Origin of the sequence: Methylocystis sp. WRRC1 (assembly GCF_020733155.1) — a bacterium.
Lineage (GTDB): Bacteria > Pseudomonadota > Alphaproteobacteria > Rhizobiales > Beijerinckiaceae > Methylocystis.
In genome coordinates this window covers 2,975,171-3,002,163 of record NZ_JAJFZJ010000001.1, presented here as the reverse complement: position 1 = coordinate 3,002,163, position 26,993 = coordinate 2,975,171, and the positions used below count along the sequence as shown (strand labels likewise).

Below are 26,993 nucleotides of genomic sequence, written 5' to 3'. Positions count from 1 at the left end.
CGCGGGCGCGAGCCGCCCGGACGGAACGCTACAGGGTTGATCTGGAGGCGGCCTTGTCCCGCCTCCAGCCTTATTACGTCACACAGGGAACTTCACCCGTCCCCCGACGTTTCTTTATGTGCCGATACGCGCCGCAAGCGCGCGGATTGCGACAAATCATTTTTTCCAAAAGGAGGGTTTCATGCGTATGGATACGTCCTGCGAGTGTGGTTTTTGCTCGATCATTCCGCCCTATATTTTCACCGGCATGGAGCGCTCCGGCGATGAGCGCCTGAGGCGTATCGCTGAGCATGTCCAGCAAGTGATGAAGCGGTTGCGTGAGCGCCGCATCGAACGCTTCTCCGCGACCGCGGTCGTGAAGTCGCTCGCAGCCAAACCCGCGCCGCTCAAGCGGATCATCTATGACTGCGAGCGGGGCGGGGATTTGCCGGGCAAACAGGTGCTCGTCGAAGGCGGTCAGCCGCCCGCCGATCCGGCGGTGCGCGAAGCCTATGAATATTCCGGCGTGACCTGGGACTTCTTCAAGAAGCTGTTCGACCGCTCCTCGATCAACAACGCCGGACTCACCCTGACTTCCTCGGTTCATTATCAGGAGGGCGCCGAGGGTCTCGACAACGCCTTCTGGGACGGCCGGCAGATGATCTACGGCGACGGCAGCGGGATCGCGTTCGATCGCTTCACCAAGTCGATCGACGTTGTCGCGCATGAACTCACCCATGGCGTCACGCAATATGAAGCGAATCTGGTCTATGAGAATCAGCCCGGCGCGCTGAACGAACATTTCTCCGACGTTTTCGGCATTCTGGTGCGTCAGTGGCACGGGGCGAACAAGGGCGACGCGAAGCAGAATGATCCGATGACCGCCGATTGGAACATTGGCGGCGACCTGCTGCTCCCCGGCGTGCATGGCGTCGGACTGCGGTCGATGAGCAATCCGGGCGGCGCCTACGACGATCCGCGTCTGGGCGGCAAGGACCCGCAACCCAAGCATATGTCGCAATATGTCGATCTTCCCAACAACGCCGACGGCGACTGGGGCGGGGTTCACTACAATTCCGGAATCCCCAACCATGCTTTCTATCTCGCGGCGGTCGCGGTCGGAAAGCCGGCTTGGGAAGTTCTCGGAAAGATATGGTACACGACCCTCACCGAACGCCTCAAGGCGGATGCGGACTTCGCCAAATGCGCCGCGGAGACGATCTCCGTCGCACGCGACTATTTCGGCGATGACGTCGCGCGCAAGGTTGCGGCGGCGTGGTCCAGCGTCGGCGTGACGGAGGTAGAACCGCGCGCCATGGCCGCGGCCTTCAGGACGAGCCTGCTGAAGCCGGCGGATGTGCTCGGATTGACCGAAAAGTCGACCAAGGCCAAGGAGAGCTTGAAGAAACTCGAGAAGACCGCCGTCGGCCGGGCGAAGAAAAAGGTTGCGGACGCCAGGAGCGCGATCGAGGCCGCAGCCCATAAGTAACGGTCATTCTCGCGCAAAGGGGAACGGTCTCATGTCGCCGGGAACGGAGAAAAGCGAAAGCCCTTCCGATAACCCGGCGGCGGACCCGGACAAGGGACCCCTGCTCCGCATCACCCGCCTCGGCGGGCATTTGCCGTTACTCAAGCCGAAGCGCGAAGTTCTGTTCAACACATTGTCGCAGGTCGAGCGCGGCGCGATCGAAGCCATATTTTCGCTCAAGACGCCCGAGGAGAGCGTAGAGGCGCGGCGTCCCGACGCGACGAGCTACAAATTTGAACTCGAGGGGCCAACGACCAACCTCTGCGTGACCGTTCCGGGTCTGAAAATCCCCAAACCGCTATCCAGACTGCTGCCGTGAACGTCTCTTAGTCGACCCTGCGGCAGGGAGTCCTCGCGACGACCGAAATATGGTCTATGACGGCTCCATGAGCGGGGCCGAAGACACCACCAACTCGCAGGCGCAGATCGTAGAGGTCCTGCCGCCCGTCGCCGTCGATGCGCCCTACTCCTATTTCGCGCCGCCGGCGCTGGGGCTTCAACCCGGCGACAGCGTGAAAATTCCGCTGGGGACGCGCGAGGCCTATGGCGTCGTCTGGGCCGTCGACGCGGCGCCCGCCGCCCGCGGCAATCTCAAGATGGTCATCACGCGGCTCGATCGGCCGCGGCTGTCGCAGAAGCTGCGTGACTTCATCGACTGGCTGGCGCGCTACACGCTCGCGCCGCGCGGCATGGCGCTGCGGCTCGCGACGCGCGCGGCCGAGGAAGCCGCGCCAGACGCCCTCCGCACGCTCTATCGCGCAACCGGCGCAACGCCCGAGCGTCTCACGCCCACGCGCGGGCGCGTGCTGGCCGCGGCGGAAGGCGGCATGGCCTTCACGAAAAAGGCGCTGGCCGACGCCGCCGCCTGTTCCCCGGGCGTCATCGACGCCCTGGTCGACGACGGCGCGCTGGAGACGATCGCCGCGCCGCCCGACCCGATTGCGCGCCCGCTCGATCCCGATCATGGCGCGCCGCTGCTGGAGCCCGCGCAACTCGCGGCCGCACAGGCGCTGACCGCGGCGGTGCGGGCGCATGCATACAAGCCGTTCCTTCTCGAAGGCGTCACCGGCGCCGGCAAGACGGAAGTCTATTTCGAAGCCATCGCCGCCGCGCTGAAGGAAGGCGGACAGGCGCTGGTGATGATGCCGGAGATTGCGCTCACCGCGCAGTTTCTCGAACGCTTCGCGACGCGTTTCGGCGAGAAGCCGGCGGAGTGGCATTCGGGCGTCTCCCCGCGCAAGCGGGCGCGCATCTGGCGCGCGGCGGCGACAGGCGAACTCAGCGTCGTCGCCGGCGCGCGCTCGGCGCTGTTTCTTCCGTTTCGCGACCTGCGCCTCATCGTCGTCGATGAGGAGCACGAAGGCGCCTACAAGCAGGACGACGGCGTTTCCTACCACGCGCGCGACATGGCCGTGGTGCGCGCGCGCATGGAGGACGCGACCATCGCGCTCGCCTCCGCGACGCCGTCGATCGAAACGCGGGTAAACGCCCAACGCGGCCGCTACGGACATCTGAAACTCGACGCGCGCGCCGGGTCGCGGCCGATGCCGCTGCTCGAATCCATCGACATGCGCGTCGAAGGGCCGCCGCGCGGACGCTGGATCGCGCCTCGTCTGGCCCTCGCCGTCGGAGAAACAATCTCGCGCGGCGAACAGGCGCTGCTGTTTCTCAATCGTCGCGGCTATGCGCCGCTCACTCTATGCCGCGTTTGCGGCCATCGTTTCCGCTGCGAGAACTGCGACGCGTGGCTCGTCGAACATCGCTTCCGCCGCGCGCTGGTCTGCCATCATTGCGGACATGTCGAACGCCGCCCCGACGTCTGCCCCGAATGCGAGGCCGAAGATTCGCTCGCCGCCTGCGGACCCGGCGTCGAGCGTCTCGCGGAAGAGGCGGCGACGCTGTTTCCCGACGCGCGCATTCTCGTTCTGTCGTCCGATTTCCCCGGCGGGGCGGAGCGCCTCAGGCGCGAGCTCGAGGAAATCGCAAAAGGCGCCTTCGACATCGTCATCGGCACGCAACTCGTCGCAAAGGGGCATAATTTCCCGCATCTCACGCTCGTCGGCGTGGTCGACGCCGATCTGGGCCTCGGCAGCGGCGATCCGCGCGCGGCCGAGCGCACCTTTCAATTGCTCAATCAGGTTACCGGACGCGCGGGGCGCGGCGACAAGCCCGGCCGCGCGCTGATCCAGACCTTTCAACCAGACCATCCCGTCATCGCGGCGCTGCTCTCCGGCGACGCCGAAAAATTCTACGCACAGGAAATCGCGCTTCGCGAGCGAGCGGGGCTGCCGCCTTTCGGCCGTCTGGCCGCGCTCATCGTCTCCGCCAGGGACGCCGCCGCCGCCGAGGCGCACGCCCGCGCAATTACGCGCGCCGCGCATGATCTGCCGCCCTCGCCGCGCTACCGCGTCGCGGCGCTCGGCGGACTGCCGGAGGCGGACGAAATCATGCTTCTCGGCCCGGCCGAAGCGCCGATCGCGCTCATTCGCGGCCGTTATCGTTATCGCCTGCTCGTGAAGGCGCCGCGCAGCGCCGATGTGCAGAGCTTCCTGCGGGACCTCATCGGCGCAAGCCCGAAGGAACGCGGCGGCGTGCGCGTGCAGATCGACGTCGATCCGCAGAATTTCATGTGATCGAGGCGCGAAATAATACGGGTCGTGGCGAGGGCGCCACGGCGATTGGATTGCAACGCGACTTTTCACCGCATTCATGTCGGCCGCGAGCGTAGCCATGTCATGTGACGGCGGGAATGTGCGTCCCCGGGACCGCGCAGGAGGAGGCGGCAGCGTCAACACTACAGAAAGTGCCCTGGCTCGGACCGTTGACGTTCGCAATTTCCGACACAGTTACAAGGCGCTATCAGGGAGAATTGAAAATGGCTTATCGGGCGTCAAACTTCATACACGGCGCGATTGCGGCCGTTGTCATGGGCGGCAGCCTGTTTGCGGCGCCGCCGCCGGCGCGAGCGCAGCATCCATCGGACATGTCCTGCGACGAATTGTGGTACGAGCGAAACAAGATCTACGCGCGTAACGGATATTGTTTCAAAACGGCCCGCGCCAGGGCCGAATTCGGCCCCGGATGCTTCCCCCCCTACGGCGATTTGCGCGGCTGGGAGAGAAGGCGCGTAAACGAAATTCAGATGTGGGAGAGCCGCAACGGCTGCAATTGATTGCCCAATTTAGGTGAAACCTCATCCACAAGGGACATGACATGGTTAAGCATGTGAATTTACTCGTTGCCGCCGCTGTGGCGGTCGGCGCCCTGTCCATGACCGCGACGAACGCCTCGGCCATGCCGGCGGCGCCGAAAGACGCTGTCGCGCAATCAGGCGAAGCCGCGGGTCTCGAACAGGCGCATGCGGTGTGGGTCTGTCGTTACGGCCGTTGCTTCTGGACGCATGGTGGTCACCATCACGGCGGCCATGGATGGGGCGGACACGGACACTGGGGCGGTCATCACGGCTGGGGCTGGGGCGGCCACCACGGCGGTCACTGGGGCCATCATGGTCATCATGGACATCATCACCATGGCCACCACCACGGCGGCCACCGCCGGTGATCATCCGGTTGAGACGCTGAAACAGGCGAGCATGACGCGGGCGGGGGCTGACGGTCTCCGCCCGTTTCTTTTCACCCGCCGCCGACGACGCGCGCAACGACTTTCGCGGTATAGTCCACCATCGGCACGATGCGCGCGTAATTCAGCCGCGTAGGGCCGATCACTCCGAGGGCGCCGATGATGCGCCGCTCGCTGTCGCGCAGGGGCGCGGCGATCAGCGAGGAGCCGGAGAGCGAGAACAGCTTGTTCTCCGAGCCGATGAAGATGCGGACGCCCTCGCCCTCTTCCGCGCGTTCGAGCAAATCGATCACGCCGGTCTTGGTTTCTAGATCGGCGAAAAGCAGCCGCACGCGCTCGAGGTCGGCGGCGGCGGTCAGATCCTCGAGGAGATGCGCCTGTCCGCGCACGATGAGCTGACGGGCGCCGCTCGATGCGCCCGCCCAACTCGCCATCCCTTCCTCCACGAGACGCGCGGTCAATTCGTCGAGCTCCATCTGCGCGGCCCGGCGCGACGCCTCTATGCCTTCGCGCGCTTCCGCCAATGTGCGGCCGGTGATGCGCGCATTCAGATAATTCGCCGCCTCGGTGAGCGCCGACGCCGGCAGATCGCGCGCGACGGGAATGACGCGGTTCTCGACCGTGCCGTCGTCGGCGACGAGGATCGCCAGCGCGCGTTCGGGCTCGAGCCGCACGAAGTCGATCTGCTTCAGGCGGACATTTTCCTTCGTCGCGACGACGACGCCCGCGACGCGCGTCAGGCCTGAGAGCAGGCTGGTCGCCTCCGACAGCACGCCCTGGAAATCATGCCCCTTCGAGGCGGCCTCGACCTCGGCGGCGATGCGGGCGCGCTCCGAGTCGTCGAGATCGCCGACCTGCAGCATGGAGTCGACGAAGAAGCGCAGGCCGAGTTCGGTCGGCAGGCGTCCCGCGCTCGTATGCGGCGCGTAGATGAGGCCAAGCTCTTCGAGATCCTGCATCACATTGCGCACGGACGCAGGCGACAGAGTCATCGGCAGAAGACGCGACAATTGCCGCGAGCCGACAGGCTCCCCGGAGGCGAGATAGCTGTCGACGATCTGGCGGAAAATCTCTCGGGACCGATCGGTGAGCTGAGCGAGACCCGAGGCCGGCGAAATTATCGGTGTTGTGCGGATCATGACATAAGACAATATCGCATCCCGCCGCGCCGTCGAGGCCGCGCCGCGAAACAAAAAAGCCCGGCCAAACCGGCCGGGCTCGAACGACGCGCGAGGCGTCGGTTGCTTTGCGTCGATCAGAGGCCGAGGCCATCCCATCCGAGCAGCGCGCCAATGCTCTTCACATTGTAGTTCAGGCCGACGCGGGCGAGATGCGTGTCGAAGCCGCGGCCGTCGAAGGTGCGGAAACCGTTCGGGAAAGCGAGGCCGGTGCCGCTCGGGCCCTTCATGCTCGTGTAGAGATATTCGGCCTTGATCGAGAACTTGTCCCAGAAGGCGTATTCGAGACCCGCGCCGACCGTCCAGCCGGCCTGCCAGGTCGAGGCGTTGGTCGGGAACAGGAAGCCGCCGATGGAATCCGTGCCGGAAGCCTTCACCCGGCCATAGGCGAGACCGCCGGTGACGTAAGGCAGGATGCGGCCGAAGGCGTAGCCGAAGCGGAGCCGCTCGGCGCCGAACCACTCGAGGCGATTGCTCACGCCGCCGAACCAGGAGTTGGTGTTGTTGCTGCGCACGTCGGCGTAGCTGAACTCCGACTCGTAGCCCAGAACGAAATTGTTGGAGAACTGCCACGTGTAGCCGCTCTCGTAACCGACGAGATAGCCGCTCGTGCCCCGCGAGGTGTTGACGTTCCATACGGCGGGAACGGCACCGAAGTCCCATATCCAGGAGCTGGTGCTGGACGAGCCGCCGCCATAGCCGCCGACGACGCCGATGTGCCAACCTTCCCAGCTGAAGACCGGCGGCGGGGGAATGTATTCCGGCGGGGCCTTTCGGCTGGGGAGATCCGCGGCGGAGGCGGCGCCGATCATGAGGACCGACGCCAATGCGCCGACAACGGTAGCCTTGAAAGTCATTTTACCCGTCTCCAATGCAAGGCCGCCGGGGACCCCGCGCAGCACGTCGATATCCAAGGTAACACCACTGAATTGATGAAGAAATTCTAACAACCGCCGGCCGCGTGATTTTCGCGCCGGCGTTGCGATTGCGCCACACTTTCTTCAAGGCCGTGTTTTCACAGCGTAAAAAGTCACGATCCGCGCGCAAGAAGCGGAGCCGTGAGCGTGGCGAGATTGCGCTCGTAGGCGGAGGATGAAAAGCGCGCGTCGTAGTAGGCGCGCGTCGCGCTCGCCCTCCGCGCCGATTCGTCCGCGGCCGGCGCCCGCGCAGCCTCGACGAGCGCGCGCGCGAAATCCTCTGCCGTATCCGCCAGGCTTACGCCGGGCAGCGAGAGCGCTTCCGCGTCCATGCCGCGCAGCGCCTGCGGCGTCGCGATCAAAGGGACGCCGCTGGACATGGCCTCGACCGTCTTGATCGAAAGGCCCGTGCCGCTGATCGTCGGCAAGAGCGCCAGACGGGCCGTCGCATAGACGGCGCCGGGATCGTCCACCCGGCCGAGAAACCAGCGCTTGTAGGAAGCATATTCCTCGGGGGCGCGGGCCCGCACGCCGGCGTCGACATTGCCGGCGATCTTCACCGTCACGCCCGCCGCTTTCGGCGCGACCTCGCGCAGGAACCAGATCACGCTTTCGACATTTGCCGTGTTGTTGCTCGCGACAAGCACGATGTCCTCGCCGCCGGGGCCGGTCGGGGCGGGCGGCGTCGCGGGATAGAGCAGCGAATGGCGCTTCTCCGGCAACATGGCGCGAAAGGCGTCGGATTCCTGCGCATTGAGATGCAACAAAAGATCGGCGCCGCGCATCGCCTCCAGCTCCTGCGCCAGCATCGCCTCATAGGTGACGCGCGGCGGGAGCCAGGGCATGCGCTCGTTGATCAGCGCGAACTGGCGGGCCTGCAGATCGTGGGTGTCGAGCATGATCGGCGCGCGACCGCGCGAGAGGCGGCGCGCGACCGGCATCAGGAAGAAATGGTTGCAGTGGACGAGGTCATATTCCGCCGCCTCGACCTCCGGCGAGAGGACGGCCCGTTCCGCCATGCCTAGGCGTATGACGGCCTGATCGCCATGGATATAGGGCCACAACACGCGCGTTAGGAACCGCGGATCGAGCATGGCGAGAAAGGATGCGCCGCCATAGAAGCGCGCGCCGGCGTCGAGCTCCGGCGTCGAATCGCTGAAGGATTTCCAGATCCACGCGCGCCCCGGAACGAAACCGGGATCGGAGCTGATGGCGACGGGGAACACCTCCGCGCCCAGCGCGCGATAGGCGGCGATCTGGCCCAGCACGACGCGATAGGTGCCGCAGGAGTGCCACGCCGGATGCGTCAGCGCGACACGGCGGCCGGCCAGCGGGCGGGAATCCGTTTCAACTTTGTAATTGTCCATCATCCCGCCGCGAGTAGAGTGTTTGTCAACGGCGCGACCTTAGCACTGCCTGTCCGCCTCAAGAAGGATCGTTACTGAAGGAGCGGCTCCACCGCCGCCGCCAGCGTGCGCGCGTAAGCCTGCGGGCTGAAGGAAGATTCATACAGACGCCGCGTGTCGCTCTCCAGAGGCGGCGTCTCGCCCCTGTCGGCCCGCTCCTGCGCCTCGCGCCAATGTCGCGCGAATTGCGCGGCGTCGTCGGCGAGAGCGACATTGCCCAGCGCATGCGGATCGACCTTCATGCCGCGAAACGCCAGCGGCGTCGCGACGAGAGGGGCGCCGCAGCAGAGCGCCTCGACCGCCTTGATCGACAGGCCGTGACCTTCGATCGTGGGCAGCAGGACGGCGCCGGCGTTGGCGTAGACGGAGCCAATGTCGTCGACCCGCCCCCTGAACAGCGCGCGATGGGCCTCGTAAAGGGCCCCGTCCCGACGCTTCACGCCGCCGTCGATATTGCCGTAGATCGCAACGCGCGCGCCCCCCGAGAGCGGGACGACCTCCTCCAGAAACCAGCGCAGGCTGACGTAATTGGCGTAATTGTCGCTCGCGACGATGATGACGTCGCGCCCGGCCGCGCGGGGGACTTCGGGCACGGCCGGATAGATCAGCGCGTGACGGGAATCGGGGAGGAGATCCCGGAAATCGTGAAACTCCTCCTCATTCAGATGCGCGGAAAGATCGGCGCGGCGCATCCAGTCGAGCTCGACCTTCAGCATGTTGTCATAGGTCGCATAGGGCGGGATGAAGAAGCCGCCCTTGTTGCGCAGGACATATTGGCGCGCCTGAATGTCCTGGGTCTCCAGCACCACGGGAATGCGCCGCCCGTTCTTCAGGGTCTCGACGAAGGGCAGCGTGAAATAATGGTTGGCGTGGATGAGGTCGACGGTCTCCTCCCCGAAGCCGTCCGGCAACGGCGCGCGCCTTGCGAGTTCGATCAGCCAGCTGGCCTGATCACCGTGGATGAGCCGCCACCAGCCGTCGACGAGAAGACGCGACGCCAGACCCGCGAACGGCGGGCCGGAAAAGAAGCGACGGTCGGCGCCGATGTCATGCGTGGCCGCAACATAGGCCCGCCACCGCGCCCCGCCCGGCGGCCGCGACGCAAGATCGTCCATCATCGCGACGGACAGGACTCGCGCGCCCAGCGCCCGATAGGCCGCAATCTGGGCCACATTGACCTGATAGCTGCCGCAGGAATGCCAGGCGGCGTGGACGACGGCGACTGTCTTGCCGGCCAGAGGCTGACCGGCGGGCGGAAGAGGTCCGATCTGCGCCCCCTTGCTTTTGCCTGAACTTTACAAGTACACCCCCTATATGAGCCTTCGTCTCCCGAATCCACCCCTCCGCGCCCCGGACGCCGAGACCGGCGCGGGGAGCGCCGGCAAACGTTACGGCATAGCCATCGTCGGCAACGACAAGATCATCGACTGGCTGCTGCCGTTCCTCGAGAGCTACCGCGACACCAATTCGTCTCTGCCGATCTACCTCATTCCCTATGACGACAATGTCGCCATGACGCGGAAGGCCGCCGACATCTACGGCGCGACCTATATCGCGGAGGAGCCGGTCGAGATCGACAGGCTCTCGCATGAGCTGTACCCCGGCTTTTTCAACAACAACCGCCGCCGGCTGCGCAAGCTGCAGGCGCTCGCCCTGCCGCTCGACGAAGTGGCCTATGTCGACGTCGACGTGATTCTCTTTCGCGACTTCACGCCGGTTTTCGGAAAGCTGGAGGAGGGCAAGACCGAGTTCATCGTCGCCTCTCCGAGCTTCGAATATGTCTACAACGAGCGTCGCGAAAAATATCCGTTCCTGAAGGACGTGCTGCTGTTCAACGACGGCTTCTGGGTTACGTCCAACAAATATCTGAAGCTCTCCGACTTCATCGACACGATGCGCGACGACGCCGCGATTTTCCACGACGTGCGCAAGCGCGGCCAGCTGTTCGCGCAGCCGCTCGTCAATTTCGTCACCCATCGGCGCGGCCTGAAGATCGAGCTGCTGCCGAATGTCGTTGAAAACGCCTCGCACGAGAGCTTCTACAAGGCGCCGGGCGTCACTTTCAGGGACGGCAAGCCGGTCGATTACGAAGGCAAGGAGATCTATTTCGCGCATTGGGCCGGCGCGACCGCCCTGCCCTCGCGCGGCGTCTTCGACCCCGCCTGGACGGAATATTCCAGGGCCGCCTGGGCGAGGTTCAAGAAATGACGCGGCCCCACAGGTAAGACCGGCCATGCCGCGGCTGCTTTTTTCCTACCTCTTCAAGCGCGTCGGATTCGGCGTGCTGGTCGTGCAGCTCGCGCTGTCGGTTCCCGTCGTCCTTTCCTACCTGCTCTATCAGTTGCCGCCGGCGGCGGTGCGCGGCGGCTTGGTGATTCCCGCGCTCGTCGGCATCACGCCGACCGTGGCCTATGTCACGCTGCCGATGGCGGTCGGCGTCGCGACGGCGCTCGAATTCTCCCGCATGGCGAGCGAAGGCATGATCGCCGTGCTCTACGCGCTGCGCCTTTCGGCATGGTCGATCTGCCGGCCGGCGCTGACCCTCGCGGCCGGAATCGTCGTGCTGGGCTATGCGCTCGCCAATTTCATCGCGCCGCATTATGCGACCAACATGCAGGACGTGCTCAACGTCGTGCGCAATTCGCTCAACCACCGCATGCTGGACGCGGCGCATTTCTATACTTTCGACAATGGCGTGAAGACGCTCTACATCGAGCGCTGGGTCACGCCCGATCTCGCCGCCAATCTCTTCGTGCGCCAGCTCTCGATCGAGAAAATGCAGGAAGAGACGATCACCGCGGCGCGCGCCGAGTTCCGCCGCAATGAATCAGGCGTCATCGTCGCGCTGTCGAATGGCAGCATCCAGACCCGCTCGCTGTCGTCCGGCGACGTTCGCATCGCCAATTTCGACGAATACGCCATGGCCCTGCCGATGCAGGGCAGCGGGGGCCTGCCGGACCGCGGCTGGCGCGGCGTCTATGAATTGTCAGCCGGCGCCTTCCTCGCCAATTACGAAAGCGCGAAAGGCGATCCGCGCCAGCTAGGCGAATGGCGGGCGGAGGCGGCCAAGCGTTTCGGCGTGCCGGCGCTGGCGCTGGCGCATACGCTTCTGGCCATGGCGCTCGTGCTGAGTTTCGGCAACATCACCGGCCGGCGCGGCGCCGGAGGCAGTCTCATCATCATCGCAATTCCGGCGGCGCATATCGCTTTTCTGGTGGGGCTGGAATCCCTCCTGCGCATCAGCGGGTTTTTTTTCCTGCTGCTGGCAGGGCTGGCGCTCGCCGAAGTCGGCGTCTCCGTCTGGCTGATCGCGCGGCTCAATCGCAGCGCGGCGCCGGCCCGGCTCTCCGCGGCCTATGGCGCGCCGCAGAGCGACGGTTACGCAAGCCCGCTCGCCTGAGCCGTCAGGCTCCCGTCCCCATTGCCTTGCGATAGTCGGCGATCACCTGCGCGGGGTCGCCGACCTCACGAATGACGCCGTTCTCCAGCCACAGCACGCGGTTGCACAGCGTCTGCAGGAAATTGAGATCGTGCGAGACCATCAGGATCGTGCCGTTCCGGCCGAAATCCGCGATGTATTTCTCGCATTTGCGCTGGAATATTTCGTCGCCCACCGAGAGCGCCTCGTCGACGATCAGCACGTCGGCGTCCGCATGAGCGCAGATCGCGAAGGCCACGCGCGCGATCATGCCCATCGAATAGGTGCGCATCGGCTGGTCGAAGAAGGGGCCGATGTCGGCGAAGGCGGCGATGTCGTCGATGCGCGCGTCGACCTCCTTGCGCGAGAGGCCCAGAATCGCCGCGCCGATTCGGGCGTTCTCACGCCCCGTCAGCAGCACGTCGAAGCCGGAGCCCAGCGCCAGGATCGGCGCGATGCGGCCCTGGACCTTGAACTCGCCCTTCGTCGGCAGGGTAATGCCGCAGAGAATTTGCAGCAGCGTGGTCTTGCCGGCGCCGTTGCGTCCGACGATGCCGACGCGCTCGCCCTTGTTGACCGTGAAGGTCACGTCGTGCAGGACCCACTTCTCCTTGTAGAATTTCTTCCACAATCCGAAAAGGACCTGCTTCAACTGGTCGTTCTGATGCGCATAGAGCTGAAACGCCTTGCCGACGCCCGCGCAGCGGATGGAGGGCTCAGATGACATCGACGATGACCGATTTGTAGCGCATGAAGAACTGGTAACCGCCGAGGAAGACCGCATAGGAGACGGCGACGACGGCGAGATAGCCGAAGACGTTCGGAATGGAGCCGTCGAGCGCCACGTCGCGCAGCATCTCGATGTAGTCGCCGACGATGTTGAGCCGCAGCCAGATCGCCGTCGTGGGCGACATCTGCGCAATCTGGTCGAGCCGGTAGAAGATCGGCGTCGCGAACATCAGCACCGGCACGATCGAGGCCATGATGTGCGCGACGTCGCGCGTGAAGGCCCCGAGCGCCATCAGGAACCAGACGACGCCGAGAATGAAGAGCGCAAAGGGCGCGATCAGCAGCGGCGACAGCACGATCGTCAGGGGGATCGTCCCCGCCACGATGAGCCGGAAGACGATGTAGACGGCGAAAGCGACGCCGGCGTAGGTGAAGGCGCGAATCGTCGCCGTCCAGGCGATGGTTTCGCTGGGAAAGATCGAGCGCTTGACGAAATTGACATGCTCGTGGAGCAGGATCGGCGCGCGATAGGCGAGTTCGCTGAACAGATTGAAGACGATCAGCCCGATGAAGATGCCGCTGGCGTAATCGGTCACGCTCATGCCGGCGGAGAGCTGGGGCACGGTGATCGAGAACAGCGCCGTATAGGTCAGCAGCATCACGAGCGGCGAGATCACCGCCCACGCCGGCCCGAGAAGCGAGCCGCGGAAGCGCGAAATGAACTCGCGCCGCACAACGGCGCGGATGAGCTCCCGGTGACGCCACGCCCGCTCGAAGGGGGCGACATAGGCGGGAGGGATCGAGGCGAGCAACAGGCGAAACGTCCTTTCGCTGAGAGGGGCGCCCGGGGCGCGACCGCCACCGCATAGACCAGTTCGGCCCGCCCACTGTCAATGGCGCGTCTGCGCCCCCTCCGGGGCGCGACAGTTCGCCGGCGCCGACGGGACGATGGTCTTACCCCCTTCCAGCCGCCGCGATTTTGCCATCGCCCGCTTCGCAATATTCTCCGCGTCCCTGCGCGGATTGAGGCGCCGCGACTCCCGGCGCGCGGGGCTTTTCGAAGCGGCCGCCCGCCTTCCATAGCCCCACGCGACGCGAAATGGCCCGGCGCGCCAGAGGCGCCCGCATCAGGCCGGCGAGCGGCTGATCCGCCAGACGTGATTCGGCGCGGTCGACGAGCTGGCGCAGCCGGCGGCGCGCGACGCCGACCTTCGCCTCCGTCACGCGCGACAGCGCGAAGGCGAACGCCACGGTCACGCCGGTCGAGACGGCGAGAACCTCCCACTGCTCGGCTCCCGCCGTGCTTTGGGCCCATTCCAGACCGAGAAACTGCGAGGCCGCCGCGCGGAGAAACACGATGGTCGGATTGTGGATCGCATAAAGCGTGAAAGAGAAATCGGCGAGCCGCTTGTGGCCGGACCAGTCGAGAACACGCCAGTCCTGGAGCGTCGAAAAACGCATCGTGAGGATCAGATTGGCGAAGGCGGCGGCCGTGATGGCGTCGGGAATGTAGAGAAGCGCCGGATAGTCCCGCATCATCGCGCCGGTGAAAATCACGCGCAGCGCGACGATGACAGTTGCGGTCAGGACGAGGGCCCTCGCGGGAGAGCGCATCAGCGGCCGCCGCGCGAGCGTGAGCGCTGCGCCAAGGCCCCAGATCAGGAAGCCGAAGGCGAACCAGATCTGCCTGATCGTCACCGCAATGCAGACGGTGAATATGACGGCGGCCACGATTTTCCGCGTTCCCGGCGAATAGGCGCGCCCGAAGGGGAGCAGGAGCAGAGGGAAGAAAATATAGTACCAGAATTCATAGGCGATGGACCACAAGGGTCCGTTCGTGCCGTAGAATTTGGTGATGATCCCCTGCAAGTTCACAAAGTCCGCCAGCATCAGACGCAGGTCGTAATGCCCCTCGAAATAGGAGACGCCATAGGCGCCGAATTCGACAGGGAAAATGGAGCGGCCGGCCGTGTCGAGAACGAAGGTCAGCACGATCGCCGGGATCAGCACCAGATAGATGCGCGCGAAACGGTGAATGCAATAATCGAGAAGAAACGGCTTGTCCTCCCGCAGCCGCGCAATCGCCGCGCCGCCAACGAGAAAGCCGGACATCACGAAAAAGCCAATGACTCCCTGCCGCGCGAACTCGTAACTGACGAGGAAACGCCAGGCCGCCACGAAGGCGGACTCGTCATTCGGGTCGAGGCGGTTGAAATTCAGGAATAATGCTGAGCCGTGAACAGAGAGAACAAGCAACGTGCCCGCCCAGCGCGCAAGGTAAAGCAGTTGCGACAATTGCTCAGGCACAGCCGCATCAGCTCTTGTTTGAACCTGAGGCGAAAACTGCCACGATGTTCTCGATGGCGATGAAAAGATGCGGTCTGAGATCATCGGTCAGGTCTCAGTTGCGGCTGTGAATTGTCTCAATTCTTAACAGACGCGCGCCCTGTTGCACGCATTTGGTGACGACAAATCAAAAATTCCGCAGCGACTGTGGCGAGTTAGTCACAATATGTGGAATCGGTCGGGGCGCGGGGTCCCGACCGCTGAAATGCAAGCGCAGCCTTTCCGCAAAACGCGAAAGCCGGGCTATTCCACGGTCACGCTCTTGGCGAGATTGCGTGGCTGATCCACGTCTTTGCCCATGAAAACAGCGACATGATAGGCGAGCAGCTGCACCGGCGCGGCGTAGACGATGGCCGCGAAGGGGCCTGACACGGCTTCCGGAAGCTCAATGAAGCCGGCGAGTTCGGCGGCCGCCTCCCTGCGCGCGTGCGGCGACCCGATGAGAATCAGGTGGCCGCCGCGCGCCGCCACTTCCTGAAGATTGGAGACGGTCTTTTCCAGGCTCGCGTCCGGCGGGGCGAGAACGATTACCGGCATGGCGTAATCGATGAGCGCGATAGGGCCGTGCTTGAGCTCGCCCGCCGCATAGCCCTCGGCGTGGATATAGGACAATTCCTTGAGCTTGAGCGCGCCCTCCATCGCCAGCGGGAAGGACGGCCCGCGGCCCAGATAAAGCACGCTGGAGGCGCGCGCCACGTCGCGGGCGACGGGTTCGATCCTCGCCTCATGCTTCAGAACGTCGGCCATCTGGCCGGGGGTGGCGATGAGTTCGGCGACGAGCTCGCGCTCGCGTTCACGGGTGAGCACGCCCCGGGCGCGGCCGAGCGCCAGCGCCAGGCAGGCGAACACGGCGAGCTGGCAGGTGAAGGCCTTCGTCGAGGCGACGCCGATTTCCGGCCCGGCGAGGGTCTTGGCGACCGTGTCGCTCTCGCGGGCGATGGTCGAGGTCTCGACGTTGACGATGGAGAGGATGTGCTGGCCATGCTCGCGCGCATAACGCAGCGCGGCGAGCGTGTCGGCGGTCTCGCCCGACTGCGAGACCACGATCATCAGCCCGTTCTCCGGCAGCGGCGGATCGCGGTAGCGAAACTCCGACGCAATGTCGATTTCGACGGAGAGCCGGGCGAAACGCTCCAGCCAGTAGCGTGCGACGAGGCCCGAGTAATAGGCCGTGCCACAGGCGGAGATCGTGACGCGGGTGAGGCTTTGGGGATCGAAGCCGAGTTCGAAGGGCAGCCGCACCACGCCCTCGGAGAGATCGAGATAATGCGCCAGAGTGCGGCCGACGACCTCCGGCTGCTCGTGGATTTCCTTGGCCATGAAGTGGCGGAAATTGCCCTTGTCCACCAGGAAGGAGCCCGCCTGAAGCGGCTGGCGGCGGCGCTCCACGACGGCGTCCGTCGCGTCGTGGAATTCGGCGCCGGCGCGGCGCAGCGTCACCCAGTCTCCCTCGTCGAGATAGGCGATCGAGGTGGCGAAGGGAGCGAGCGCCAGCGCGTCCGAGCCGAGATACACCCCTTCGTCGCTGAAACCGACGGCGAGCGGGGAGCCGCGCCTCGCGCCGATGAGGAGATCGGTCTCGCCCTCGAACAGAAATGCCAGCGCGAAGGCGCCCTTGAGACGCTTGAGCGCCACGGCGACGGCGGCCTCCGGGGTCGCGCCGCCGGCCATGCTCTCGGCGACGAGATGCGCGACGACCTCGGAATCCGTTTCGGAGGCGAAGACATGGCCCTTGGCCGTCAGCTCCTCGCGCAGCTCGCGGAAATTCTCGATAATGCCATTGTGCACCACGGCCACATGGCTGCTGGCGTGAGGGTGGGCGTTGTTCTCGGTCGGCCGGCCATGCGTCGCCCAGCGGGTGTGGCCGATGCCGATCGCGCCGGTCAGCGGCTCGCCCGCGAGTTTTTCCTCGAGGTTCTTCAGCTTGCCGCTGGCGCGCAAACGCGTCAGCCGCCCGTTCTCCAGCGTGGCGATTCCCGCCGAATCATAGCCGCGATATTCGAGGCGCTTGAGCGCTTCGACGAGCTGGCCCGCAACCGGACCCTTGCCGAGGATTCCCACAATGCCGCACATGACGACCTCCGAAGCGGTTATAGCAAGAGCGCCGCCAGCGCGGCCCGGCGCCCGGATCAGACGACGATCAGGGTTAAGGGCGACAGTCCGCTCAATCCTTTTCGCAGGGCGGAGGGGCCGATTACTTCTTTTCCTTCCGCTCCGCCTGCGCGGCGCGGAACGCCGCGGCCCAGCCGGCCTTCTCCATCTGCCGGCCGCGGGCGACGGCGAGCGCGTCGGCGGAGACGTCCTTGGTGACGACGGAGCCGGAGCCGACATAGGCGCCCGCGCCGACCTTCACCGGCGCCACGAGCGCGGAGTTGGAGCCGATGAAGGCGTTTTCGCCTATCTGGGTGCGGTATTTGAAGAAGCCGTCGTAATTGCAGGTGATCGTGCCTGCGCCGATATTGGCGTTCGCGCCGATGTCGGCGTCGCCGATATAGGTCAGATGATTGACCTTGGCGCCCCTGGCGACCGTTGCGTTCTTGATCTCGACGAAATTGCCGACCCTGGCGTTCTCCGCCAGCGCCGTTCCCGGCCGCAGCCGCGCGAAGGGACCGATCGTCGCGCCAGCCCCGACCTTCGCGCCCTCGAGATGGGAGAATGAATGGATCACGGCGCGGTCGGCGATTTCGACTCCGGGACCGATGACGACATTGGGCTCGATCAGCACGTCGCGGCCGAAGCGCGTATCGGCCGAGAGAAAAACGGTTTCCGGCGCGATCATGGTGGCGCCGGCGGCCATGGCGGCGCGGCGCAGGCGCATCTGCGCGATCGCCTCGGCCCGGGCGAGCTGGATGCGGTCGTTCACGCCGAGCACTTCGGACTCGTCGGCGACGACGATGCGCGCCTCACGACCTTCCGCACGGGCGAGTTCGACGACGTCGGTCAGATAATATTCGCCATTCGCGTTGCTGTTGCCGATCTTTTCGAGGAAGCCCAGCGCGCGGGCGCCGTCGATCGCCATGAGCCCGGCGTTGCAGAGACTTATCGCTCGTTCGGCGTCGCTCGCGTCCTTCTGCTCGCGGATCGCCATGAGGCGGCCCGCGTCATCCCGAATCAGCCGTCCGTAGCCGAAAGGATCGGCGGCCTCGAAACCGAGGACGGCGACGCCGGCTCCCGCCGCGAGGGCGGCGCGCAGGGCGATGATCGTCTCCCTCGTGACGAGCGGCGTGTCGCCGAAGAGCACGAGAAGATCGTCGCATCCCCCGGCGATGGCGGCGCGCGCGGCGAGAACGGCGTGGGCCGTGCCGAGCCGTTCGGCCTGCACGAAGGTCTGCGCCCCGGGGACGAGGCGCTCGGCCTCGGCGCGCACGTCGTCGCGCCCCGGCCCGACGACGACGGCGACGTTTACGACCTGCGCCCCGCCGACGGCGGCGAGCACATGGGCCAGCATGGAGCGGCCGGCGACCTCGTGCAGCACCTTCGGAATGTCGGACTTCATCCGCGTCCCCTCGCCGGCGGCGAGGACGATCGCGAGCGCTTTTCGGCTCTTTATCGCCTCAATCATCGAAGCTTCATCGCATTTTCTTCAACTGGAGCTCGGCGACGGGCGCCGTCCTCCGGCTACTTCGCAGATTCGGGCCGTGGAGAGCAAGTTTTCGCGAGAGCGTCGGAACCGGCGGCGCCTGCGGCGAAAGTCCCAAGAAAACCGTTTTGCTCCCTCATTTTCTTGTATAGATGAGCGACGCGCGATCCTCATTGACCGCTTTCTTCCACGCTCCCGGTTGCTCATGTTCGAACGCAGAGAAGTTTTGAAGGCGGCCTTCGGCGCGATCGCCGCAGGCGTCGCGCCGGCGCAGGCTCGCGCGCAGGGAGCTACGCCGCCGTCGCCCCCGCCCCCGGCGCCCTTCTCCCGCGACATGGTGGTCGATCTGGCGCATGCGCTCGCCGCAAAGCCCTATGTGGCTCCGCCGACCGATTTGCGGGAACCGTTCGAGAGCCTGAGCTACGAGCAGTTCGTCGGCATCAGGACAAAGCCCGGAGCCGCCGTCTGGGCCGGCGAAAACAGGGGCTTTTCGATCGAGCCGCTGCATCGCGGGCATATATTCACCGCCGCCGTCGATATTTTCATCGTCGAGAACGGGGCCGCGAGCCGTCTCGCCTACGACCAGTCGCGCTTCGATTATGGCGGCCTGAAAGTCCCGGAAAAACTGCCGGATCTCGGATTTTCCGGCTTTCGGGCGCTTCATGGGCGGGATGGCGGCGCGGAAGCGGAGCTCGCCATATTTCAGGGGGCGAGCTTTTATCGAGCCGTCGCCAATGGCCAGAACCTCGGAGTGACGGCGCGCGGACTCTCGATCCGCACCGCCGACCCGCATGGCGAGGAGTTCCCCGCTTTTCGCAGTTTCTGGATCGAGAAGCCGGCGCCGGGCGACAATGCGCTCGTCATTCACGCCCTGCTCGACTCCCCCAGCGTCGCGGGCGCCTATCGCTTCACCGTGCGGCCGGCCGAAGCGACCATCATCGACACCGAGCTGACGCTGTTTCCGCGCACGAACGTCGATCATTACGGGCTCGCGGGATTTGCCGCAGCCTCTCTCTACACGCCCCTCGACAGGCGCCGCGCCGACGATCTGCGCCCGATGGTGGCCGCGACGAACGGTCTGCAGATGCTCACCGGCAAGAACGAATGGCTCTGGCGTCCGGTCTCCAACCGCGAGAGCCTGCAGTTTTCGTCCTTCGTCGACGCCAATCCGAAAGGATTCGGGGCGCTGGTGAGAAGCCGCGACATCAACGATTATCAGGACGACGACCAGCATTGGGAGCGGCGCCCCTCGCTGTGGATCGAGCCGCTCGGCGAATGGGGCGAGGGGGCCATGCAGCTCGTCGAAATCCCGTCCGAATCCGAGAACAACGAGAATATCGTCGCCTACTGGCGTCCCAAGGCGTCGCTTTTCGGCGGGGCGGCCGCGACATTCGCCTATCGGCAGTTCTGGTGCTGGGAGCCGCCGATCAGCCCGCCGATGGCGGCGGCGGCGCAAGCGCGTTCCGGCCGCGCCCCGGGCGGCAAGCTCCGCCGTTTTCTTGTCGTTTTTTCAGGCGATGTGCTGGCCGATCCGAAAAAGACGGAGCGGCTCACCGCCGCCCTGACCACCTCGCCGGGATCGGCGACCAACATCCGCACGTTTCTCAACCCGTCGGCGAAAACGTGCCGGGTCTCCTTCGACGTCGATCCCGCCGGCGAAAATTTCTGCGAATTGCGCCTTGTCCTGAAAGCGGGCGAGGAGCCGATCAGCGAAACCTGGCTTTATAGATGGACTCTTTGAATAGCTCGCCAGCCGAAGCTCCCGCGCCGGCGGCCCCCTTCGCCGACGCCGCGCCGCCGACTCCGGTCGAGAACCGGCTTTCGATGCCGGCGCAGAATCTCTTCAAATTCGATGCGCGCCAGATACGCAAGCCCGCCGCGCCCTGGCTGTGGCATACGCCGTGGCTGGCGCGTCTCGTCGCTTTCGGCGGCGGCCTTGCGCTGACCGCCTATGGCGGCCACGAGATGTACAAGGTCATCGACGTCGGCGGCGTCACGACCCTGAAATGGGCGCTGCTCGGGCTCTTCGTTCTCAACTTCTCATGGATCGCGCTGAGCTTCACGAGCAGCATCGTCGGCTTCGTGATATTACTGCGCAGACGTCCCCCCGTCAGCCTGCCGACGGCGCTCAACGAGAAGACCGCCGTCGTCATGCCGATCTACAATGAAGCGCCGAGCCGGGTCTTCGCCGCGCTTCAGACGATCTACGAGGACGTGCAGGCGACGGGGCTCGGCGAGCATTTCGACTGGTTCTTCCTCTCCGACACCACCAATCCGGACGTATGGATCGCCGAAGAACGCGCCTTCATCGGCATCCGCCGCCGGCTGGGGCCGCAGGCGCGCGTCTTCTACCGCCGCCGCGAGAAGAATGTCGGCCGCAAGGCCGGCAACATCGAGGATTTCGTCACGCGATGGGGCGGCGCCTACGCCCATATGGTCGTGCTCGACGCCGATAGCCTGATGACCGGCCCGACGATTGTGAAACTGGCCGCCGCAATGGAGTCGGACCCGGACTCGGGCATCATCCAGACGCTGCCGCTCATCATCAACCGCAACACGCTCTTCGCCCGCGTGCAGCAGTTCGCGGCGCGCATCTATGGCCCCGTGATCGCCATGGGCCTTTCCGCATGGATGGGCCGCGACGGCAACTACTGGGGCCACAACGCCATCATCCGCACGGAGGCCTTCGCGCGCCACTGCGGCCTGCCCGACCTGCGCGGCCGGCCGCCGTGGGGCGGACATATCCTTTCCCACGACTTCGTCGAGGCGGCGCTGATCCGCCGCGCCGGCTATGCGGTCTACATGATGCCGACGCTCGGCGGCTCCTATGAGGAAAGCCCGCCCTCGCTCATCGACCTGTCGATCCGCGATCGGCGCTGGTGCCAGGGCAATCTCCAGCATTCGCGCGTGCTCTTCACGCGCGGCCTGCACTGGGCGTCGCGACAGCATTTCCTCACCGGCATCTTCGGCTATCTGACCTCGCCGCTGTGGCTGCTGCAGCTCCTCATCGGCATCGTGATCGTCTTTCAGGCGAGCTATTTCCGCCCGGAATATTTCACGAGCGAATTCGCGCTGTTCCCGACCTTCCCGCGATTCGACGCGGAGCGTTCGCTCGAGCTCTTCGCCCTCACCATGGGCATTCTGCTGGCGCCGAAACTCTTTGGCCTGCTCGTCGCGATCTACGAGCCGGAGACGCGCAGGGGCTCCGGCGGCGTCATCATGCTGTTGATCTCGACCCTGTTCGAGGTGGTGCTCTCGGCCCTGCTCGCGCCGATCATGATGCTGATCCAGACGGGCCATGTCGTTCATATCGTCTTCGGATTCGACACCGGCTGGGACCCGCAACGCCGCGACGACGGATCGGTGCCTTTCATCGATATCGTGAAGCGCCATCGCTCGCATGTAGCGCTCGGCGCGCTGAGCCTCATCGCCGGCCTGTTGATCTCCCCCTCGCTCGTCGCCTGGATGTCGCCGACGATCGCCGGCCTCATCCTGGCGATTCCGATTTCCTGGCTGACGAGCCAGCGCTGGCTCGGCCTCGTCTTCCGCCGCGCCGGCGTGCTGACGACGCCCGAGGAAACGACGACCCCGCCCGTCGCCAAGCGCGGCAAGGCGCTCTCCAAGGCGCTGGCCCGCGCGGACGAGGACGAAGTCAACGGAATCGTCGCGATCCACGCCGACCCCGAGCTTCGCGCGCTGCACGAAGCCTGGCTGCCGATGCGCAAGCCGCGCCAGCGCGGCGTCGTGACCGCCGACCGCGCAGTGGCGGAGGCGAAGATCGCCGACGCAGAGACGATCGAAGACGCAGTGGCGTGGCTCAATCGGGGCGAGCGTCTGGTCGCGCTCTCCGACCGCGCTTTGATCGGCATGATCGCGCGCCTGCCGCGCAAGGCTGACAAGCAGGCGGAAACCGCGCGGGCGGCGGAGTGAATTCGGACGCCCGCTTCTACGGGGTGTATCGCGCCCGCGTCGCGGAATCGCAGGACCCGGTAAGCCGGGGCCGCGTGAAGGTCGTCGCGCCGAACCTGTTCGGGCCGGAAATGTTTTGGGCGCGTCTGGCGACGGCCGTGGGCGCAAATGAGATAGCGACCGCGCCCGCAATCGGCGATGAAGTGCTGATCGCATTCGAAGCCGGAGACGCAAGTCTGCCTTTCGTCATCGGCGTTCTCTGGAAGGAAGGCGCTCCGCCGGCGTCTCACGACGCCGCGCGGTCCGACGCAGCCGTTGGCAACATGAAACGCATTTACAAGATCGTCTCCGCGCGCGAATGGCGCGCCGCCGAGGCCGCGGGCGTCTTCCTCGGCGCGGCGATAGACGTCACCGACGGCTTCATCCATTTTTCGAGCGCCGACCAGGTTGAAGAAACGGCGGCGAAACATTTCGCCGGACAGACGGACCTTCTCCTCGTTTCCATCGACGCCCACAGGCTCGGCGATGCGCTGAAATGGGAGGTCTCGCGCGGCGGCGCGCTGTTTCCCCATCTCTACGCGCCGCTCTCCCTCGACGCCGTCGCGCGCGTCGACCCGTTGCCGCTCGGGCAGGACGGGCGCCATGATTTTTCGGGGCTTCTCGCATGATCGACGCTTTCGGCCTCCTGCTTCCATTGTTGCGTCTGCTCGACGCCGAGGACGCGCATCGCGCGACGATCGCCGCGCTGAAATTCCTGCCGAAACGCACGCCCGAGAAGGACGATCCGCGTCTCGCCGCCTCCGCCTTCGGCCTCGATTTTCCCAATCCGGTCGGCCTCGCTGCGGGCTTCGACAAGAATGCGGAAGTCGCCGACGCCATGCTGGGTTTCGGCTTCGGCTTCGTGGAGGTCGGCACGCTGACGCCGCGCCCGCAGCCGGGCAACCCGCGCCCGCGCGCCTTTCGTCTCGTCGCGGACCGAGCGGTCATCAACAGATACGGCTTCAACAACGACGGCCATGCGCCGGCGCTGGATCGGTTGACGCGCCGCCTCGCCCGACTGGGCGAGACAAAGGAACGGCGCCATTACGGCGCCGGACCTTTTCGCGGCGCGCATGACGGCGCTGGCGTCGTCGGGGTGAACGTCGGCGCCAACAAGGACTCGGAAGATCGCGCGGCGGATTATGTCGCGGGCGTCGCGGCATTCGCCGACGCGGCGGATTATTTCACGATCAACGTCAGCTCGCCGAACACGCCCGGCCTTCGCGATCTGCAGGAGCCGGCGGCGCTCGCCGACTTGCTTGCGAGCGTCATCGACGCTCGCGACGCTTTGCCGACGCGGCGGCCCGTGCTCTTGAAAATCGCTCCCGATCTGGCCCTCGACCAGCTCGACGGCATTGTCCGCGTCGCGCGCGACAGGGGCGTCGACGGCATGATCGTCTCCAACACGACAATCTCGCGCCCCGATACGCTGCGCTCGCCGCTATCCAAGGAAACCGGCGGCCTTTCAGGCAAACCGCTCTTCCTGCTTTCAACCCGCATGCTCGCGCAAACCTGTTTGCGCGTCGAAGGACAGTTTCCGCTCATTGGCGCGGGCGGCGTCGATAGCGCTGAGGCGGCCCTCGCCAAGATCGAAGCAGGGGCGACGCTCGTGCAGCTTTATTCCGCGCTCGTCTACGAGGGTCCCGGCCTCGTGACGCGCATCAAGCGCGGGCTCGTGGAGGCGCTTCAGCGCGAAGACGTCGCGCTTTCCACGCTCGTGGGACGCCGGGCGAGAGAAATCGCGCAGGGGAAGACATATGACCGACGATGAAAAGGCGATCCGCGCCTTCGTGGATGAATGGTTCGCCGCGAGCAGAAGCGGCGACGTCGACGCGATCCTGCGGCTGATGGACGAAGATGCGGTCTTCATGTCGCCCGGCGCGGAGCCTTTCGGCGCGCAGGCCTTCAAGGCCGCCGCCGCGCAGATGAAGAACATGAAGATCGACATGGCGAGCGACATTCAGGAAATCAAAATCCTCGGCGACTGGGCGATCATGCGTAACCGTCTCGAACTAACCGTCGCGCCGCCCGGCGCAAAGCCGATCCGGCGCGCCGGCCATACGCTGACGATCCTGCGCAGGACCGAAGACGGCCGCTGGGTGCTCTCCCGCGACGCCAACATGCTCGTCTGACGCCCCGCCTTTCATATGACCGCACGCGATGCTATCGAGCGCGCATCCAACGAAGAGGGACAATCATGAGCGAACAAATCTGGCTGGCGACGGGCGAAGCGACGGTTCTGGCGGCTGACGGGCAATATACCGACGCAATGCCGGAAGTGCTGATCGGCAATGTGAAGGGCCCGGTCGGCCATGCGCTGGCCTCGATGACCGGACAGGTGGCGGGCCATCCGCGCATGTTCGTCATCCGCGACCTCAATCAGCAGGTGCGCCCGGCGACCATGATGACCACCAAGATGACGGTGAAGTCGGAAGCCTATGTCGAGCTGCTCGGCGGAATCGTGCAGGCGGCGACGGGCGACGCCATCGTCGACTGTGTGGCGGAAGGGATCATCCCCAAGGCGCAGGTCAACGAGCTGTGCATGATCATCATGGTCTGGCTCGACCCGCGCTGCGCGACGGATGAGAATCTCGACAAGAGAGACCTCTACCGCACCAATTACGAGGCGACGAAGCTCGCGATCTCGCGCGCGATGAAGGGCGAGCCGACGGCCGACCAGCTCATCGCCAACCGCAAGACGGTTTCTCATTACGCGCTGGAAGGCGTGTTCGACGAGTAATCAGCCCTCCTGTCGAGGGCGGGCGGAAATCACCATCCCGTCCTCGAACCAGCTGGCGAGAAACTGCGCGAGCCGCTCCGGCTCGATTTCGCCGGACTGCTGGAAAGCAGCCATCTGGCATATATCGCCGAAGGCGCGGCCGGCCCGCGCCTCGCTCAATGCGACAAATTCGTCTGGCTCCAGCCCACGGAAGGCGGATTCTTCATTGACGCGCCACACCGCGACGGCCTCGACGCCATCCGCTTCCGGCGCCTGCGCGCCTTCGTCGTCCGGCGACGGGTCATAGGCTTCGAGCGTGCCTGCGGCGAGCTCCAGAACGATGAGACTCGGATGGAAGCCGAAGACGAGGCGCGGCCAGTCTTCCGGCGCAAATTGAGCCAGCGCCTCGATCGTCAGCGGCTCGGCGTCGGCGGCGTCGAAGGCGTCCACCATCGCACGCTCGAACAGCGCCATCGAGACGGCGCGCCGGTCGTCGCGCCAACGCGGGCTTTCGCGCATGAAATCCGGCAGGCCGGTCGTGTACCAGCGCGCATTGCGGTTCCGCGGCGGAGTTGCGGCGATATAATCCTCGATGAGCGCGTCGAAGGCCTCATCGCCGAGGAGCGCGCGCAGGCCGGGGTGGTCTTCGCCGAGAAAATCCGCAAGCCGCGCGCGATAGCCGTGCTGATAAACGCCGAGCAGCGTCTCACGCTCCGCGCCGCGCTGCGAGGGGCGCAGCGCCGACAGCAGGGGCTTGTCGCCCTCCCCTGCCCCTTCCAGTATGCGGCCCTGGAACAGCGCCTGAAAGTCGGCGAGCTTCATGCGGCGTTCAGCGCGCCGTCGGCGGCGATGCGCGCGTCGATATCGCGCATGTGCTGAAGCTCCTCGAGCAGTTCGGAGAAGGGCGGGAAATTGTCGTCGCGCTCGATCATCGCCGAAACATTTCCAAAGCGGCGGCGAGCATGTTCGTAGAGCGCCCAGACTTCCTCGCAGACGGGCTGATCATGCGTGTCCACGCGATGCGTCTCGTTGTTGGTGTGACCGGCCATATGAAACTGCACGACGCGCTCGACAGGGATGGCGTCGATAAAGGGGATCGGATCAAAGCCGTGATTGAAGCTCGACACGAAGACATTGTTGACGTCGAGCAGCAACAGGCAATCGGCCCGCTCCGCCATCTCGCGAACGAATTCCTGCTCGCTCATCTCGGAGGCGACGAAAGAGACGTAGGTCGAAGCGTTTTCGACGACGAGTTGACGTCCGAGGAAATCCTGAACGCGCCGGATGCGATCGACGATATGGTCGAGCGACTCGCGCGTGTAGGGAATGGGCAGGAGGTCGTGCAGCGTCACGCCATGCACGCCCGTCCAGGCGACGTGGTCGGAGATCCAGGCCGGCTCAACCCGCTCGGCGAGCGCCTTCAACTGCTTGAGATAGTCGAAATCGAGCGGGTCGCAGGAGGCCAGCGACATCGACACGCCATGCATGACGATCGGATAGTTGGCGCGCACGCGGTCCAGCATGGCGAGCGGCCGACCGCCCGCGAGCATGTAATTTTCGGAGATGATTTCAAACCAGTCGACCGGCGGATTGGTCGAGAGAATCTCATCGTAATAGACGGGCCGCAGGCCGAGGCCGTATCCGAGCGGCGCGGGCTTATTCATCG

24 protein-coding genes and 1 pseudogene are annotated in these 26,993 nt (G+C 65.4%); 14 read left to right on the top strand and 11 right to left on the bottom strand.

Going from position 1 to position 26,993, the window contains the following annotated elements; all coding sequences use genetic code 11:
• The first annotated feature begins 181 nt into the window (after nucleotides 1–181).
• From LG047_RS14565 to LG047_RS14545, 5 genes are all read left to right on the top strand, one after another.
• Nucleotides 182–1,468 carry a M4 family metallopeptidase gene (locus LG047_RS14565; protein WP_227967489.1) on the top strand — a complete coding sequence of 429 codons (1,287 nt, stop codon included), beginning with the start codon at nucleotides 182–184 and terminating at the stop codon, nucleotides 1,466–1,468.
• Nucleotides 1,469–1,499: 31 nt separating this feature from the next.
• The gene (locus LG047_RS14560) at nucleotides 1,500–1,826 is read left to right on the top strand and encodes a protealysin inhibitor emfourin (protein WP_227967488.1); all 327 of its coding nucleotides are present in this window, start codon (nucleotides 1,500–1,502) and stop codon (nucleotides 1,824–1,826) included.
• A gap of 67 nt (nucleotides 1,827–1,893) precedes the next feature.
• Complete coding sequence (locus tag LG047_RS14555) at nucleotides 1,894–4,140, top strand: primosomal protein N' (protein WP_227967487.1); 2,247 nt, start codon at nucleotides 1,894–1,896, stop codon at nucleotides 4,138–4,140.
• A gap of 242 nt (nucleotides 4,141–4,382) precedes the next feature.
• Nucleotides 4,383–4,679, top strand: a complete 297-nt coding sequence (locus tag LG047_RS14550) for a YARHG domain-containing protein (RefSeq protein ID WP_084679309.1) — start codon at nucleotides 4,383–4,385, stop codon at nucleotides 4,677–4,679.
• A 41-nt stretch (nucleotides 4,680–4,720) separates the two neighbouring features.
• Nucleotides 4,721–5,068, top strand: coding sequence for a hypothetical protein (locus LG047_RS14545; protein ID WP_227967486.1), 348 nt, complete (start codon nucleotides 4,721–4,723; stop codon nucleotides 5,066–5,068).
• 71 nt (nucleotides 5,069–5,139) lie between these two features.
• Here the strand turns inward: LG047_RS14545 and hrcA are convergent, their stop codons facing one another.
• From hrcA to LG047_RS14525, 4 genes are all read right to left on the bottom strand, one after another.
• Complete coding sequence (hrcA, locus tag LG047_RS14540; RefSeq protein WP_227968505.1) at nucleotides 5,140–6,225, bottom strand: heat-inducible transcriptional repressor HrcA; 1,086 nt, start codon at nucleotides 6,223–6,225, stop codon at nucleotides 5,140–5,142.
• 116 nt (nucleotides 6,226–6,341) lie between these two features.
• Nucleotides 6,342–7,121 carry an outer membrane protein gene (locus tag LG047_RS14535; RefSeq protein ID WP_036287882.1) on the bottom strand — a complete coding sequence of 260 codons (780 nt, stop codon included), beginning with the start codon at nucleotides 7,119–7,121 and terminating at the stop codon, nucleotides 6,342–6,344.
• Nucleotides 7,122–7,294: 173 nt separating this feature from the next.
• Complete coding sequence (locus LG047_RS14530; RefSeq protein WP_227967485.1) at nucleotides 7,295–8,551, bottom strand: glycosyltransferase; 1,257 nt, start codon at nucleotides 8,549–8,551, stop codon at nucleotides 7,295–7,297.
• Nucleotides 8,552–8,619: 68 nt separating this feature from the next.
• Nucleotides 8,620–9,759, bottom strand: a complete 1,140-nt coding sequence (locus LG047_RS14525) for a glycosyltransferase (RefSeq protein ID WP_227967484.1) — start codon at nucleotides 9,757–9,759, stop codon at nucleotides 8,620–8,622.
• Between the two features lie 142 nt (nucleotides 9,760–9,901).
• Between LG047_RS14525 and LG047_RS14520 the strand changes: the two genes are divergently transcribed.
• Complete coding sequence (locus LG047_RS14520) at nucleotides 9,902–10,795, top strand: hypothetical protein (protein WP_227967483.1); 894 nt, start codon at nucleotides 9,902–9,904, stop codon at nucleotides 10,793–10,795.
• Nucleotides 10,796–10,820: 25 nt separating this feature from the next.
• A complete protein-coding gene (locus tag LG047_RS14515) occupies nucleotides 10,821–11,987 on the top strand; it encodes an LptF/LptG family permease (RefSeq protein WP_227967482.1) in 1,167 nt (388 codons plus the stop codon).
• 4 nt (nucleotides 11,988–11,991) lie between these two features.
• Here the strand turns inward: LG047_RS14515 and LG047_RS14510 are convergent, their stop codons facing one another.
• The 5 genes from LG047_RS14510 to glmU all read right to left on the bottom strand — a co-directional run bounded on the left by LG047_RS14510 (nucleotide 11,992) and on the right by glmU (nucleotide 18,642).
• Nucleotides 11,992–12,732, bottom strand: a complete 741-nt coding sequence (locus tag LG047_RS14510; RefSeq protein ID WP_051134165.1) for an ABC transporter ATP-binding protein — start codon at nucleotides 12,730–12,732, stop codon at nucleotides 11,992–11,994.
• Nucleotides 12,722–13,546, bottom strand: a complete 825-nt coding sequence (locus LG047_RS14505; protein WP_036283161.1) for an ABC transporter permease — start codon at nucleotides 13,544–13,546, stop codon at nucleotides 12,722–12,724. The genes LG047_RS14510 and LG047_RS14505 overlap by 11 nt, the downstream gene beginning before the upstream one ends.
• A gap of 142 nt (nucleotides 13,547–13,688) precedes the next feature.
• Complete coding sequence (locus tag LG047_RS14500; RefSeq protein WP_227967481.1) at nucleotides 13,689–15,041, bottom strand: acyltransferase; 1,353 nt, start codon at nucleotides 15,039–15,041, stop codon at nucleotides 13,689–13,691.
• Nucleotides 15,042–15,323: 282 nt separating this feature from the next.
• Nucleotides 15,324–17,153: a glutamine--fructose-6-phosphate transaminase (isomerizing) gene (glmS, locus tag LG047_RS14495; RefSeq protein WP_227967480.1), complete on the bottom strand. Its 1,830-nt coding sequence runs from the start codon at nucleotides 17,151–17,153 to the stop codon at nucleotides 15,324–15,326.
• Nucleotides 17,154–17,274: 121 nt separating this feature from the next.
• Nucleotides 17,275–18,642, bottom strand: coding sequence for a bifunctional UDP-N-acetylglucosamine diphosphorylase/glucosamine-1-phosphate N-acetyltransferase GlmU (glmU, locus tag LG047_RS14490; protein WP_227967479.1), 1,368 nt, complete (start codon nucleotides 18,640–18,642; stop codon nucleotides 17,275–17,277).
• Between the two features lie 223 nt (nucleotides 18,643–18,865).
• Here glmU and LG047_RS14485 point away from each other — a divergent pair, with 223 nt between their 5' ends.
• From LG047_RS14485 to LG047_RS14455, 7 genes and pseudogenes are all read left to right on the top strand, one after another.
• Nucleotides 18,866–20,401: a glucan biosynthesis protein gene (locus tag LG047_RS14485; RefSeq protein WP_227967478.1), complete on the top strand. Its 1,536-nt coding sequence runs from the start codon at nucleotides 18,866–18,868 to the stop codon at nucleotides 20,399–20,401.
• A complete protein-coding gene (gene mdoH / locus LG047_RS14480; RefSeq protein ID WP_227967477.1) occupies nucleotides 20,389–22,590 on the top strand; it encodes a glucans biosynthesis glucosyltransferase MdoH in 2,202 nt (733 codons plus the stop codon). Before LG047_RS14485 ends, mdoH begins: the two co-directional genes overlap by 13 nt.
• Nucleotides 22,587–22,820, top strand: a pseudogene (locus LG047_RS14475) (phage baseplate assembly protein V); the annotation flags it as partial. The gene mdoH and the pseudogene LG047_RS14475, both read left to right, overlap by 4 nt.
• Nucleotides 22,821–22,892: 72 nt before the next feature.
• Complete coding sequence (locus LG047_RS14470; RefSeq protein ID WP_227968504.1) at nucleotides 22,893–23,237, top strand: DUF952 domain-containing protein; 345 nt, start codon at nucleotides 22,893–22,895, stop codon at nucleotides 23,235–23,237.
• Nucleotides 23,234–24,379, top strand: a complete 1,146-nt coding sequence (locus tag LG047_RS14465; protein ID WP_227967476.1) for a quinone-dependent dihydroorotate dehydrogenase — start codon at nucleotides 23,234–23,236, stop codon at nucleotides 24,377–24,379. Before LG047_RS14470 ends, LG047_RS14465 begins: the two co-directional genes overlap by 4 nt.
• Complete coding sequence (locus LG047_RS14460; protein ID WP_036283167.1) at nucleotides 24,366–24,740, top strand: SgcJ/EcaC family oxidoreductase; 375 nt, start codon at nucleotides 24,366–24,368, stop codon at nucleotides 24,738–24,740. Before LG047_RS14465 ends, LG047_RS14460 begins: the two co-directional genes overlap by 14 nt.
• Nucleotides 24,741–24,805: 65 nt before the next feature.
• On the top strand, nucleotides 24,806–25,348 hold the full coding sequence (locus tag LG047_RS14455) for a formaldehyde-activating enzyme (protein ID WP_227967475.1): 543 nt from the start codon (nucleotides 24,806–24,808) through the stop codon (nucleotides 25,346–25,348).
• Here the strand turns inward: LG047_RS14455 and LG047_RS14450 are convergent, their stop codons facing one another.
• A complete protein-coding gene (locus LG047_RS14450; protein WP_227967474.1) occupies nucleotides 25,349–26,149 on the bottom strand; it encodes a DNA-binding domain-containing protein in 801 nt (266 codons plus the stop codon). It abuts the gene before it with no gap.
• Nucleotides 26,146–26,991 (bottom strand): DUF692 domain-containing protein, encoded by an 846-nt coding sequence (locus LG047_RS14445; RefSeq protein WP_227967473.1) that lies wholly within the window; start codon nucleotides 26,989–26,991, stop codon nucleotides 26,146–26,148. Before LG047_RS14445 ends, LG047_RS14450 begins: the two co-directional genes overlap by 4 nt.
• Nucleotides 26,992–26,993 lie beyond the last annotated feature (2 nt).